This window comes from Pseudarthrobacter sp. Y6, assembly GCF_050156205.1.
Lineage (GTDB): Bacteria > Actinomycetota > Actinomycetes > Actinomycetales > Micrococcaceae > Arthrobacter.
In genome coordinates this window covers 3728618-3741956 of record NZ_CP189574.1, presented here as the reverse complement: position 1 = coordinate 3741956, position 13339 = coordinate 3728618, and the positions used below count along the sequence as shown (strand labels likewise).

At 66.3% G+C, this 13339-nt stretch carries 13 protein-coding genes; 12 read left to right on the top strand and 1 reads right to left on the bottom strand.

Annotated features, from left to right (window positions below):
• Window positions 1-45 precede the first annotated feature (45 nt).
• The 6 genes from ACQCSW_RS17955 to ACQCSW_RS17930 all read left to right on the top strand — a co-directional run bounded on the left by ACQCSW_RS17955 (window position 46) and on the right by ACQCSW_RS17930 (window position 6266).
• Window positions 46-888 (top strand): hypothetical protein, encoded by an 843-nt coding sequence (locus tag ACQCSW_RS17955; protein WP_426988043.1) that lies wholly within the window; start codon window positions 46-48, stop codon window positions 886-888.
• 1 nt (window position 889) lies between these two features.
• Window positions 890-1396, top strand: a complete 507-nt coding sequence (locus ACQCSW_RS17950) for a hypothetical protein (protein WP_426988041.1) — start codon at window positions 890-892, stop codon at window positions 1394-1396.
• Window positions 1393-2646, top strand: coding sequence for a hypothetical protein (locus ACQCSW_RS17945; protein ID WP_426988039.1), 1254 nt, complete (start codon window positions 1393-1395; stop codon window positions 2644-2646). Before ACQCSW_RS17950 ends, ACQCSW_RS17945 begins: the two co-directional genes overlap by 4 nt.
• 146 nt (window positions 2647-2792) lie before the next feature.
• A complete protein-coding gene (locus ACQCSW_RS17940) occupies window positions 2793-3383 on the top strand; it encodes an adenylate kinase (protein ID WP_426988037.1) in 591 nt (196 codons plus the stop codon).
• Window positions 3380-4252: an NAD-dependent epimerase/dehydratase family protein gene (locus tag ACQCSW_RS17935; RefSeq protein ID WP_426988035.1), complete on the top strand. Its 873-nt coding sequence runs from the start codon at window positions 3380-3382 to the stop codon at window positions 4250-4252. The genes ACQCSW_RS17940 and ACQCSW_RS17935 overlap by 4 nt, the downstream gene beginning before the upstream one ends.
• Window positions 4253-4442: 190 nt before the next feature.
• Window positions 4443-6266: a S8 family serine peptidase gene (locus ACQCSW_RS17930; RefSeq protein WP_426988033.1), complete on the top strand. Its 1824-nt coding sequence runs from the start codon at window positions 4443-4445 to the stop codon at window positions 6264-6266.
• On the opposite strand, the gene ACQCSW_RS17925 is transcribed toward ACQCSW_RS17930, so the two are convergent.
• A complete protein-coding gene (locus ACQCSW_RS17925; RefSeq protein WP_426988031.1) occupies window positions 6263-7081 on the bottom strand; it encodes a FadR/GntR family transcriptional regulator in 819 nt (272 codons plus the stop codon). The two genes, ACQCSW_RS17930 and ACQCSW_RS17925, sit on opposite strands and share 4 nt — an antisense overlap.
• A gap of 135 nt (window positions 7082-7216) precedes the next feature.
• On the opposite strand from ACQCSW_RS17925, the gene ACQCSW_RS17920 reads away from it, so the two are divergent.
• The 6 genes from ACQCSW_RS17920 (at window position 7217) to ACQCSW_RS17895 (ending at window position 13298) form a co-directional block, all read left to right on the top strand.
• A complete protein-coding gene (locus tag ACQCSW_RS17920) occupies window positions 7217-8509 on the top strand; it encodes an ABC transporter substrate-binding protein (protein WP_426988029.1) in 1293 nt (430 codons plus the stop codon).
• Window positions 8510-8641: 132 nt separating this feature from the next.
• Complete coding sequence (locus ACQCSW_RS17915; protein ID WP_426988027.1) at window positions 8642-9583, top strand: carbohydrate ABC transporter permease; 942 nt, start codon at window positions 8642-8644, stop codon at window positions 9581-9583.
• A complete protein-coding gene (locus ACQCSW_RS17910) occupies window positions 9580-10470 on the top strand; it encodes a carbohydrate ABC transporter permease (protein WP_426988025.1) in 891 nt (296 codons plus the stop codon). Before ACQCSW_RS17915 ends, ACQCSW_RS17910 begins: the two co-directional genes overlap by 4 nt.
• 7 nt (window positions 10471-10477) lie before the next feature.
• Entirely contained in the window at window positions 10478-11626 is a 1149-nt protein-coding gene (gene dgoD / locus ACQCSW_RS17905) for a galactonate dehydratase (RefSeq protein ID WP_426988023.1), read from the top strand.
• A 5-nt stretch (window positions 11627-11631) separates the two neighbouring features.
• Complete coding sequence (locus ACQCSW_RS17900; RefSeq protein WP_426988021.1) at window positions 11632-12312, top strand: bifunctional 4-hydroxy-2-oxoglutarate aldolase/2-dehydro-3-deoxy-phosphogluconate aldolase; 681 nt, start codon at window positions 11632-11634, stop codon at window positions 12310-12312.
• A complete protein-coding gene (locus ACQCSW_RS17895) occupies window positions 12309-13298 on the top strand; it encodes a sugar kinase (protein WP_426988019.1) in 990 nt (329 codons plus the stop codon). The genes ACQCSW_RS17900 and ACQCSW_RS17895 overlap by 4 nt, the downstream gene beginning before the upstream one ends.
• Window positions 13299-13339: the final 41 nt, after the last annotated feature.

Below are 13339 nucleotides of genomic sequence, written 5' to 3'. Positions count from 1 at the left end.
TCCAACTCCTCCCGCTCAATTCAGATCAGGCCAGAAGGGCTGAACGTGCAGAATGATTCTGGGTACTTCCGCACAGTCATGCGAAGAACCACCACCGTAGCGAAGGTGCTGCTGGTGGGTCTTGTGGCGATGCTCGTTTCGGCGGGCACCATCTTCGCGGCCAGCCAGGGCGGGAGCCAGGGCAACAAAACCAAGGGAGTCACCATCCAGGTAAATCCCTCCAGCCGGACGGTTGACCGGGGCGACCCGGTCAGCTATGCGGTGTCCCTGACCTCCACCAACGGGTTCAGCGGCAGCGTCACCCCCACTGTTTCGGGCCTGCCGGCCAGTACGACGGCGGCCTTCGCGCCGGCGTCGGTCACTCTCGCTTCGGGCAAGACGGCCACCGTCACGCTGACGGTGGCGACGTCGGCAACCACTCCGGACGGCAAAGCGGACCTGACCATCGGCACGGCCGCCGGCGCAAGCCAGGCTGACGCTGTCGTCGTCCAGCTGTACATCCAGTCGTCCAAAAAGACCTTCAGCATCTCCGGGAACCTGGGCACCCAGCTCACTCCGGGAGCAAAAGTTCCGCTCAATCTTTCCATTGCCAATCCGAACAACAAGAGCCTGGCGCTGACCAGCCTGTCGGTCTCCATCACAGGCGTCACCCGGACTCAGTCTGCCGTGACGGCGGCGCTTCCCTGCACCAAGGACGACTACGTGGTGACCAACTACAGCGGCACCTACCCGCTCACGGTCCCCGTGGGGTCCAGCTCGCTCCAATCACTAGGTATACCGCCGGCACTATGGCCCAAAATCGCCATGCTGGACACGGCGCTGAACCAGGACGGCTGCAAGGGCGCCACTCTCCAGCTCGCCTATTCCGGAGCAGGGGAGGGGAACTGACATGACGCACACACCAAGGAGCACCTCCGCACGGTTGGCTGCCAGGACTGCGGCAGCAACCGTCACCCTCTGCCTCGCCACGGGAGTGGGCGGCGCGTACGCCTACTGGGCCACTGTGGGTGCCGGATCAGGCGCCGCCACCAACGGCAGCATGGCGACCGTCACCGTAGAAGCACTCGTGGCGGGCGACACCCCGCAGAGCACACTCGTCCCGGGCGGCACCGCCGATGTTGCCGTCCGGGCATACAACCCCAACGGTTACGCCGTGCAGGTTTACGCCATCCGCGGCAACGGGGCCACGACGGCCGACGCCAACCATTCTGGATGCACCACCACCGGCGTGACGTTCGCTAGTCCGGCGGCACCGCTGACCCCGGCGGTTAGCATTCCGGCGAATTCGTCGGTCCTGATCACGTTGCAGGGAGCGGCCTCGATGTCGACGGATTCGCTGTCCGCTTGCCAGGGCGCGACGTTCCGCCTCCCCGTCACTTTGGAGGCACGGAAATGACGCGCCCCATCCAGACTCCGCCGCCGGGCCGGAAGGCCCGCGTGGCCGGGATCGTCGCGGCTGCCCTCGTCATCTCGTGGGGCGGGCCGGCGGCCAGCGCCTACTGGCAGACCCTCAGCAGCAATGACGGCGCGGCCAAGGCCGACTCCATCGTTGCCTTGGCCGCACCCGTAGCGTCAGGTTCCGGCGGTGCTGCGTCAGTCAGTTGGGCGCAAGGCACGACGGCGGCAGGCCGGCTGGTCTCCAGCTACACCGTTGCCCGGTACTCGTCCGCGACCGGCGGCACCAAGGTGGCAGCCGGGGGAGGCTGCTTGGGAACCATCACAGCGCGGACCTGCAGCGAGGCTGCGTTGCCGAGCGGTACCTGGTACTACACCGTCACCCCGGTCGTCGGATCCTGGGCGGGCGTGGAATCATCGCGCAGCAGTGGAGTGGTGGGGGACTCCACGCCTCCTGCCATTCCGACAGTCACTGCTCCAGCGGTCGTGAACATCTCCAATGTGGCCACCGTCCCCGTCAGCGTCACTGCTGAGACAGGGTCATCAGTGAAGGTTACTGTCACCGATACGCCGCCGCCTGGGACACCGCAACAGACACTCACCCAGAACCTGACGGCGAATGGCTCCGTTCAGACGATGAACTTCGACCTTTCCACCTTTAGCCAAGGAACCATTACGTACACGGCGATCGCCACCGATGCGGCCGGCAACGTCAGCAATCCAGGCGCGGCAACGTCGACCAAGGATACGGTGGCGCCGACAGCCAAAGTCACTCTGTTCAGCCCTTCCAAGAACACAGCAGGCGTTGCGGAGACGGGGGACACAGTCAGGATCAAGTACTCCGCTGACATCAACAGCAAAACCATCTGCAGCTCGTGGACCAATGGCGTGCAGCCCCCGGACATAGCCGGCAATAACGTGGTAACAGTGACTATTAGTAGCGCGAACATTCTCACGGTCACCACTGCCGGTGCGGCCTGCACGCCTAACATCGGCCCCGTGACGCTTGGCGCCAATTACGTGAGCTCCGGATCCCTGACGTTCACCGGGACCGGAAACGGCGGCGGCGCGTCGAAGGTCGCATGGGACAATGCCAGCCAAACCCTGACAATCACTTTGGGCACCCGTAGCGGTACCGCCAACACCGGGGTGGGAACGTCTTCCCCCACGGTGGCGCCGCCCGCCGGCGTGACCGATACCTCGGGTAATCAGGCAGTTGGAGTTGCCCCAGACGCAGCATCCCGGTTCTGACCTCCCCCCAATCCAACGCCAGCCTCCAGGTGCCCTCCCGGAGGCTGGCGTTGTGTTGCCACTTGTGGGCAGAATGAAGCACACGTTGGCGCTGCCGACAGGGACCCGAGACCAGCAAGGCAAGGACGCCGCGGAGGAACAGGAATATGACCAGACTGCTCATCATCGGGCCGCCGGGCTCGGGGAAAGGCACCCAAGCGGTGCGCATCGCCAAGCACTTCAGCATCCCAACGGTATCCACGGGCGAAATCTTCCGGACCAATGTCAGCCAGGAGACGCCGCTGGGCCTGGAGGCCGCCAAGTATCTCGACGACGGCGCTTTTGTGCCGGACCATCTCACCAACGCCCTGGTCAAGGACTGGCTCCTCGACGCCGATCTGCAGCCCGGTTTCCTGTTGGACGGGTACCCCCGGACAGCTCCCCAGATCATGGAACTGGATAACGTGCTGGCCTCCCAGGGCCACCGCCTCGACGCTGTGGTGGAACTCCGCGCACCGGATTCCGAACTCGAGCAACGGATGTTGCAGCGGGCCAAGGAACAGGGCCGGAAGGACGACACCATCGAGGTCTTCAGGCGCCGGTTGGACCTCTACCATCGCGAAACCCATGAGGTCGTGGCGGTCTACGCCGGCCGGGGAATGGTGGTTTCGGTGGACGGCAGCGGTGACCCCGGTGCCATCACCACACGTGCCATTGCCGCCGTCGAAAAGTTCCTGGCTGCCCGGGTGTCCCCATGAGAATTGCAGTGACCGGCGGCAGCGGAAAACTCGGACGGCATGTGGTCCGCAGACTGACGGACGATGGCCACCAGGTGCTGAACCTGGACCGTGCGGGGGACAGAAGCCCGGGGCTGGCCATCGTGGACCTGCGCAACTACGGCCAGGTCCTTGACGTGTTCCTGGGTCTCGACGACCGGCATGATGGCTTCGACGCGATCGTTCACCTTGGAGCCATTCCGGCGCCCGGCATCATCCCGGACGCCGCTACGTTCGAGAACAACATGCTCTCCACCTACAACGTGTTCCAGGCGGCCAGACGGGCCGGGATCAAGAAGGTGGTCTACGCCTCCAGCGAGACGGTGCTGGGACTGCCGTTCGACGTCGACCCTCCCTACATCCCGGTGGATGAGGAATACCCGGCCCGGCCGGAAAGCACCTACTCACTTGTGAAGCACCTTGAGGAGCAGATGGCGATCCAGCTGACGCGCTGGGATCCGGAATTGAGCATCACGGGCCTGCGGTTTTCCAACGTCATGGATCCTGAGGACTACGAACGGTTCCCGTCGTTCGATGCCGACGCCACGCTGCGCAAGTGGAACCTCTGGGCCTACATCGACGGGCGCGACGGCGGGCAGGCTGTGGCGCGGGCGCTGGAAAACGGCCAGCCCGGATTCGAGGCTTTCATCATCGCGAACGCGGACACCGTCATGACGCGTTCCAGCGCCAGCCTTGCCGCGGAGGTGTTTCCCAACGTCACCGTGACCAAGGAGCTGGGCGAACACGAGACCATGCTGTCCATCGACAAGGCCCGGCGCCTGTTGGGCTTCGAGCCTGAACACACGTGGCGGACCTACCACTCCAACAGGACCACGCCCACGGAAGACTGAACCACGGAAAACTGAAACCGAAGTCAGGCCACTGCGGAGGGCGGTCCCTCAAGAATTCCGCAGGCGCCGAAGGGTTGGCGCAGGATCGGCTCAATTCCCGGCCGCGGCGCGTGGCGGCTCCTAATCTGGTGATACGTGGGGGATATTCCGCCGCCCACAACAGTCCAGACAGCCACGCTAGGACCTCAAAATGCGCACCTTCCGTTTTGTGCCGCCCGCTGCCGCAACGCTGCTGGCTGCCGTCGCCCTCACAGCTCCGGGCCTGCCCGCCGCGGCCGTTGCACCGGCCGGCAACGACGCCAGCGTCCGCTATCTGGTCCGCTACGCCGCGGAAACTGACGTCCCGGCCGAGGCTGCGCGCCTCAAGTCCCAAGGTATCGGCGTCGGCCGCTCCTTCACGCACGCCCTGCGCGGCGCCGTGGTTACCGCGACGCCGGCGCAAGCCGCGGCATTGTCCCGCTCGTCCGCCGTCACATCGGTGGAAGTGGATGCGCCCATCACCGTTTCCGCGACGCAGCAGCCCGCGCCGTGGGGCTTGGACCGGGTGGACCAGCGGGCCCTGCCGCTCTCCGGTTCCTACACCTGGAGTGCCGCTGGCGCCGGAGTGAGCGCGTATGTGGTGGACACCGGCGTGCTCGCCGCCCATTCCGAGTTTGCCGGCCGGGTGACGGCAGGCTGGACGGCCGTAGCCGATGGCCGCGGCTCCAGCGACTGCAACGGGCACGGCACGCACGTGGCCGGAACGGTGGCCGGGACCACCTACGGCGTGGCCAAGGCGGCGACGATTGTACCCGTCAGGGTCCTGGACTGCACCGGCTCCGGCTTCAACTCCGACGTCGTGGCAGGCCTGGACTGGATCGCCGCCAACCACCCCGCCGGAGCCCCCGCCGTGGTCAACCTGAGCCTGGGTGGAGCGGCCAGCGCGGCCGTGGATGCCGCGCTCCAGGGTGTCATCAACGACGGCGTCACCGCAGTGGTTGCCGCCGGCAACTCTGCCGCAGATGCCTGCGGCAGTTCCCCGGCGCGGCTCCCGGCAGCGGTCACGGTGGCAGCCAGCGATTCCGCCGACCGCCAGGCTTCCTTCTCCAACTTCGGTTCCTGCGTGGATCTGTATGCACCCGGCGTCGGCATTGTCTCCGCGTGGTACACCTCAACCACCGCAACCGCCTCCATGTCCGGCACGTCAATGGCCACGCCCCACACGGCAGGCGCCGCGGCGGTGCTGCTTTCCCAGAACCCGGCGCTTACGCCGGCCCAGGTGGTTTCGGCTTTGACCTCCAACGCGACCGCCGGTGCCATCACGGGCACCGCGACCGGCACGCCGAACCGGCTGCTGTACGCCACTGCCGCGGCGCCCGCGCCCGCGCCGGCCCCGGCACCCACTGTTACGGCCAAGTCACCCGCATCACAGTCGACGGCGGTGCCAGTGGCCAACAACGTGACGGCCACGTTCAGCAACGCCGTTCAGGGCGTTGGTACCGGAACATTTGTGCTCCGGAACGCCGCCGGAACCGCCATCCCCGCAACGGTAAGCTACAACGCCACAACCAAGACGGCCACCCTCGATCCGTCCTCCAACCTGGCCGTGGATGGCACCTTCACCGCGACGCTGGTGGGTGGCGCCTCCGCCATTCGCGACACCGAGGGCACGCCGCTGGCCAGCACGAGCTGGACCTTCACCACCGGCCCGGCGCCCACGGTCACGGGTTTCACGCCCGGCAGCAACGCCCTCCTGGTGCGGCGGAGCAACAACATCTCGGTGACCTTCAGTGAGGCTGTCCAAGGCGTCAGCACGGCCGCGTTCACGGTGAAAAACGCCGCCACCGGCGCAATGGTTGCCGCCGCCGTCTTCCGCAACGGCACCACCAACCAGTGGATCCTGGACCCCCAGAACGCCCTGTCGGCCAAGACCAAATACGCGGTGACGGTCACCGGCGGCGCGACGTCCATCCGCGACCTCGCGGGCAATCAGCTGGCCACCAGGACGTGGCAGTTCACCACGGGTTCGTTCTAGCTTTCCCCGAGGGAACGGGAGGCCGACGGCGGCAGTTGGGGGGCGCCGTCGGCCTCCGTTGGGTGCCGCAGGGACGCGTCCGGCGCCTCGTTTGGGTGATGCTCGGACCAGATATGGCCTACCTCTTCGGCGACCTGTTCCACGATTCTGCTCATGGCGGCATGCGCGGCGCCGGCTTCACCGCGCTGGATGGCGCTGGCCACGTCGACGTGCAGCTGCAGTGCTTCGTGATGGGGCAGGTGTGGCATCAGGCCGTGCTTCGTCCGGCCGGTGAGGACCTCGGTCACAAGTGACTGGAACTGGGCAAACATGGCGTTGCCTGATGCGTTGAGGACGGCGGCATGAAACTCGACGTCCAGCCGGAGGAATTCGTCGTTGTCGCCCCGCTGGCCGGCCGCCCACAGCCGCGCTGCCAGGGAGACCAGATCGCTGCCGGCATCCCAGGAGGCCCGCTCGGCCGCGAGCCGGGCGGCCTGAGGTTCTATCGCGCCACGGAGCTCGTTGAGGGCCTGAAGCTGCTCCAACCGCCGGGACGAGGCCAGCCGCCAGCGGATCACCTGGGGGTCGTAAAGGTTCCAGGCCTCTTCGGGCTGCACCACGGTGCCGAACCGCCTGCGGGATGCCAGCATGCCCTTGGACGAAAGAACCCGGGCGGCTTCCCGGACCACCGAGCGGGATACCTTGTGCTGGGCCTCCAGCTCGTCCAGCCGCACCACCGAATTCGGTGCGAGGGTCCCCTCGGCGATCGCGAGTCCCAAGCTCCGGACCAACGCAGCATGCCGGTCTGTGGGGGCCTCCGCCTTTGGGGTTTTCATAGATAAATCATACTGGTTGCCAAAAGGGGTTGTTTAAGTCTGCCTTATTTACCTAAGATCTCTTCCAGAGCAGATGTAAAGATGCATTTGTAGGTGGCTGGACAGTGACGTCAGCCTCGAAGCAAGGGAGTCGTCATGAAGCGACGTTCAGTAATGAAGTACGCGGCAGTCGCCGCGGCACTTTCCATGGGGCTGACAGCCTGCGGCGGCAGCGGCAGCAGCGACGCCAAGGAATCCGGTATCGTCCGGGTAACTCTCGCAAACCACGTCTGGACCGAAGGCATCAAGGCCGCCATCCCGGAATTTGAGAAGTCCTCCGGGCTCAAGGTGGAACTGACGCAGCTCGGCGAAGACCAGCTCTCGGACCAGTACAACGTCAAGCTCAACGCAGGCAGCGACGAGATCGACGTGATGATGTACCGCCCGCTCCAGGAAGGCAAGGCGTTCGCGAAGAACGGCTACCTCGCGGACCTGACCAACAAGGTCACCTCGGATTCCGGCTGGGACTGGAAGGACTACCAGGAGGGCCCGGTCAAGGCCACCACCGCTGACGGCAAGGTTGTGGGCGTCCCCATCATCACCGAGCGCGAAGTCCTTTACTACCGCAAGGACCTGCTGAAGGCCGCCGGACTTGAGGTCCCCAAGACCATGGAGGAGCTTGAAGCGGCTGCCAAGGCCATCAAGGAATCCAACCCGGACACCGCCGGCTTTGTGGCCCGCACCGGTAAGTCCGCCGCCGTCACACAGTTCTCCAGCTTCCTGTACAGCTTCGGCGGCGACTTCACCGATTCCAGCGGCAAGTCCACCGTCAACTCGGACGCTGCCAAAAAGGCCTACGCGTTCTACGGCGGCCTGATCAAGAACTACGGCCCCGCCAACGTCAGCACGGACATGAGCTGGCCCGAGGCGATGGCCATCTTCACGCAGGGCAAGGCCGCCTTCTACACCGAGGCGGACTCGCTCTACAAGAACGCCACTGACCCGGCCAAGTCCAAGGTTGCCGAGACTGTCGGGTTCGCCGCCCTGCCTGCCGGTCCCGCCGGTTCCAAGCCGTACAACATCCCGTCCTGGGGCCTGGCAGTGAACGAGGCTTCGGGCAACCGGGACAACGCCTGGAAGTTCATCCAGTGGGCCACCAGCAAGGAACGCACCCTGGCCGCACAGAAGGCCGGCGTCCCCGGACCCCGCGCCTCCGTCTGGGCTGACTCCGCGGGAACTTCTACGTACCCGAAGGACCTGGCCGAAGCCATTGCCGCCAGCGCCAAAAACGGTGTGGGCCACGACCGTCCCGAGGTAGTCACCGTAGGCAAGGCCCGCGAAATCGTGGGCGAGCCGATCGTTGCCAGCATCACCGGCGCCGACGCTTCCGCCGCTGCCGACTCCGCCCACGAGGCCTTCCAGAAGTTCCTGGACAGCGAAAAGAAGTAACGCACCCGGTGCACTCGGGGCTCAGGTATTGATGCCCGGTGCACGCAACAGCCCCGGCGGGACGGCAGTGACGCTGCCGTCCCGCCCCGGCCGTTCTTCACCCCCCAACTCCTTAGGTGAACCATGTCTGTAATGACTCCTCCCCGCAGCGCAGCCCGGAACGCAGGCCGTGCTCCCGGTGCCCGCGAAAAATTCTCTGACTGGGCCAACCGGCACCGCAAATGGCTCTTCGCAGCCCCGGCGATGGCCTTCGTCGGCGTCCTGATCATCTTCCCGCTGGCCTGGACGCTGTACCTGAGCCTCACCGATTCGCAGGGCTCCGTCCGCGCAGCCACCGAATTCATCGGCCTGGAAAACTACCTGACGGTCCTGTCCGACGTCGAACGCTTCTGGCCCGCTGTGGGCCGCACACTCACCTTCACCGGTGTTGCCCTGGTCTGCGAAGTGGCCCTGGGCATGGGCATCGCCCTGCTGCTCTGGCGCCCCTTTCGCGGCGAAAAGTGGGTCCGCGTGGCCATCCTGCTGCCGCTTGTTGCCACCCCGGTAGCCGTCGGCATGATGTGGCGGCTGATCTTCGACCCCAACATCGGGTTCGCGAACCAGCTGCTCGCCGCTGTGGGCATCCCCGCCCAGCCCTGGCTCTCCGGCCAGGACACCGCGCTCGGCACCACCATCTTTATGGACGTGTGGCAGTGGACCCCCATGGTGGTCCTGATCCTGCTCGCTGGCCTGACCTCCCTCTCCGAGGAGCCCGACGAAGCAGCCCGCATGGACGGCGCCAACGCGTTCCAGCGGTTCTTCTTCATCACTCTGCCCCTGATGATGCCCACGGTGATCGTGGCCATCCTGCTCCGGGGCATCGACGCCCTGAAGACCTTCGACATCCTGTACGCCACCAAGGGCAAGGGCGGCGGTTCCTTCCACGAGGTGGAGACCCTGAACGTCTACGCCTACGGGCTGAGCTTCGACTACAACCAGTACGGGCTGTCCTCCGCGGTGCTGATCCTGTTCTTCATGATCATCATCGGCTCCATGTGGCTGCTGACCATGCGCAAGAAAGCGGTAAGCAAATGACCGTCCTGAACGAAAACATCGAAACCCAAACGTCCGCCAGGCAGCCCCGGCCGGTCCGCCGCCCGAAGAAGCCCCTCGGCACCCGCGCCTACAGGGTCTTCCGTGTCGCGGCCCTGATCGCCGTGGTGCTGTTCCTGGTGGCGCCGCTGTTCTGGATGCTGCTGGCGTCGCTGAAGACCAACGTGGACATCTACGACACCGCCAAATCGTTCATCTTCAGCCCCACGTTCGAGAACTACGCGAACGTGCTGCAGCGCAACAACTACTTCGTCTTCATCTTCAACAGCTTCTGGGTGGCTTTTGTCTCCACGGCCCTGTCGCTGGTGCTGGGCGTCCCGGCCGCGTACGCCATGAGCCGGTTCACCATGCACCGCTCGGCCCTGGTGGTCCTGATGGCCCGCGTCATCCCGGGTGTCTCCCTGCTGGTGCCCTGGTACTACGTGTTCTCCAACCTGAAAATGGTGGGCGGGTTCGAGGTGCTGATCCTCAGCCACATGTTCGTTGCCCTGCCGCTGATCGTCTACATCATGATGAGCTACTTCGATTCGCTCCCGCTGGAACTGGAAGAATCGGCGCAGGTGGACGGGCTGACGCCGATCGGCGCGTTCCAGCGCATCACCCTGCCGCTGTCCGTGGCCGGCATGGCCACCGCAGGCATCCTGTCCTTCATCTTCTCGTGGAACAACTTCATGTTCGCCCTGGTGCTCTCCGGGTCCAAGACCAAGACGCTGCCGGTGGCCATCTTCGACTTCGTCTCCTACGCCAGCATCGACTGGGGCGGGCTGATGGCGGCCGCCACCGTGGTGACCATCCCCATCATGATCATTGCGCTCTTCACGCAGAAGTACATCGTCTCCGGTATGACCGCCGGAGCTACCAAGGGCTAGGTCCGGCATGACACTCATCAGCAGAATTGAAACCTTCCTAGTCGCGCCCCGGTGGCTGTTTGTCCGGATTGAGACCGAGAGCGGGATTGTCGGCTGGGGCGAGGCAACCTGCGAGGGGCGCAGCGAAACGGTCCGCACCGCCGTCGGGCAGCTCTCGGAGCTGCTGATCGGCAACGACGCCCTCCGGATCGAAGACCACTGGCAGGTCATGACCAAGGGCTCCTTCTACCGCGGCGGACCCATCCTGGCCAGTGCCGTCTCCGGGCTGGACCAGGCCCTCTGGGACATCGCCGGCAAGCACTTCAACACCCCCGTGCACCAGCTCCTGGGCGGCCACGTCCGCGACAGGATCCGGATGTACGGCTGGGTGGGCGGGGACGAACCCAACGAGGTGGCGGACCAGATCAGCGCGCAGCTGGAAGTGGGCCTGACCGCCGTCAAGATGAATGCCAGCGGCCGGATGAGCCCGGTCGCCTCGGTGGCAGAGCTCGACGGCGTCGTCCGCCGTGTTGCCGCGGCCCGCGAGGTGCTGGGGGACCATCGCGATGTCGCGGTGGACTTCCATGGCCGCTTCAGCCTGGCCAACGCCCGCCGGGTGGCGCCGCTGCTGGAACCGTACCGGCCGTTCTTCCTCGAAGAACCCGTGGTTCCGGAAAACACGCACCTGCTGCGCGAATTCACGTCCTCAACCACCACACCGGTTTCCACCGGTGAGCGGCTCTACAGCCGGCAGGAATTCCTGCCCGCCCTGCAGGCCGGCATTGCCGTGGCCCAGCCGGACCTTTCGCACGCCGGCGGCATCACAGAGGTCCGCAAGATCGCCTCGTTGGCGGAAATCTACGACGTCCAGCTGGCCCCGCACTGCCCACTGGGGCCGCTGGCCCTGGCAGCGTGCCTGCAGGTGGGTTTCGCGACGCCCAACTTCCTGATCCAGGAACAGAGCATCGGAATCCACTACAACCAGGGCGCGGAAGTCCTGGACTACGTGGTGGACAAATCCCCGCTGAGGTTCGTGGACGGCCACATCGAACGGCTGACCGGCCCCGGCCTCGGCATTGAGATCGACGAGGCCGTGGTCCGCGCCGCGGACAAGCGCGGCCACGCCTGGCGCGGGCCGGTCTGGCGCCACTCGGACGGAGCATTTGCAGAATGGTAAACAACATGACTGACAGCACGGACATGCCGCCCGAAGGCCTGCTGGCCGGAATCCAGGAGTCGCGGCTTGTGGGAATCGTGCGCGGCACGGACGGCAAGGCCGCGGCGCAGGCTGCCCTCGCCGCGATGGCGGAAGGGTTCCGTTTCGTCGAGATCGCCCTGACCACGCCGGGGGCCTTGGAAGCGATCCGCGAGGTCCGCGCCGCGTCGCCGGCGGGCTGCTACGTCGGCGGCGGAACCGTTTTGACCGTGCAGGACGTGGACAACGTCGCCGAGGCGGGTGGCCAGTTTATGGTCACGCCGTCACTGGCGGCATCCATCTACGAATCGGCGCGGCAGGGAATTCCCATCCTGGCCGGGGCACTGACGCCCAGCGAGGCGTACGAAGCGATGAACCGCGGGGCCACAGCCATCAAGCTGTTCCCCGCCTCCATCGGCGGCCCCGGCTACCTCAAGGCGCTGCGCGATCCCTTCCCAGGGATCCCGTTCATCGCGGTGGGCGGCGTGGGCCTTGACGAAGCGGCGGGCTACTGGGAAGCCGGCGCGATCGCCGTCGGGCTGGGCGAGCCGCTGTTCGGTGATGCCGGCTCCGGCGGAGACCTCGCCCCGATGCGCGGGCGTGCCCGCGCATTTGTGGACCTGGCGGACTCCTTTGCCCGCCGGACCGCCGCAGCGGGCGTGCGGTGAGCGCCGCCGTCGACCTTCTGACGTTCGGCGAATCCATGGTTTCGCTGCGGTCCGCCGGGCCGCTGTCCGCCGGCGGCAGCCTTGCCATGCACGTGGCCGGTGCGGAATCGAACGTCGCCGTGGGGGTTGCGCGGCTGGGCCACAGCGTCACATGGGCCGGTGCCGTTGGCGCCGACCCGCACGGTGAATACATTCTGCGGCAGCTGCGCTCCGAGGGCATCGCGGCGCAGTGCCGGGTGGATCAGTCCCGCAGCACGGGCGTGATGTTCCTCGAGCAGCGGACGGCCGACGTCACCCGGGCCTTCTATTACCGCGCCGGTTCGGCCGGTTCCACCGTCAGCCGGGACGATGTGGACGCTGCCCTCGCTGCCGGCCCGCGCGTCCTGCACCTGACCGGCATTACCCCCGCCCTCAGCCCCGAAGCCCGGAAAGCGTTTGAATACGCCGCCGAGCGCGCCGCAGCTGACGGTGTGGTGGTCTCCCTCGACGTCAATTACCGCAGCAAGCTCTGGACCCGGGATGAGGCCCGCGCAGTGCTGGCCCCCATCGCGCGGCACGCCGACATCCTGATAGCGTCCGAAGACGAACTGGACCTTGTGTCGTCGGCCGCCTTGCGCGGTGACAGCCCCGACTCCCTGGGGAACGACGACGCCGAAACCGCGCTCGCTGCCTCGTTGCTGGAGCAGGGGGTCGGGGAAGTCGTGGTCAAACGGGGTGCCGCCGGCGCCGGCGTCCACACCGCCTCCGGACGGTTCGAAGCGCCCGCCGTCACGGTGACAAGCATCGACACCGTGGGGGCCGGGGATGCCTTCACCGCCGGCTACCTCTCCGCCCTTCTCGACGGCGAGGACGTTGCCGGCCGCCTGAAACGCGGCGCCGTTATGGGGGCCTTCGCCGTCAGCACTGCCGGCGACTGGGAAGGCCTGCCCAGCCGGGCCGAGCTCGCCATGCTGGGCGCCACCGCCAGCGGAACCACCCAGCGGTAGCGGCCGGGTCTTGCCTGGGCGCGGAGCAGGCGGGTACTGAC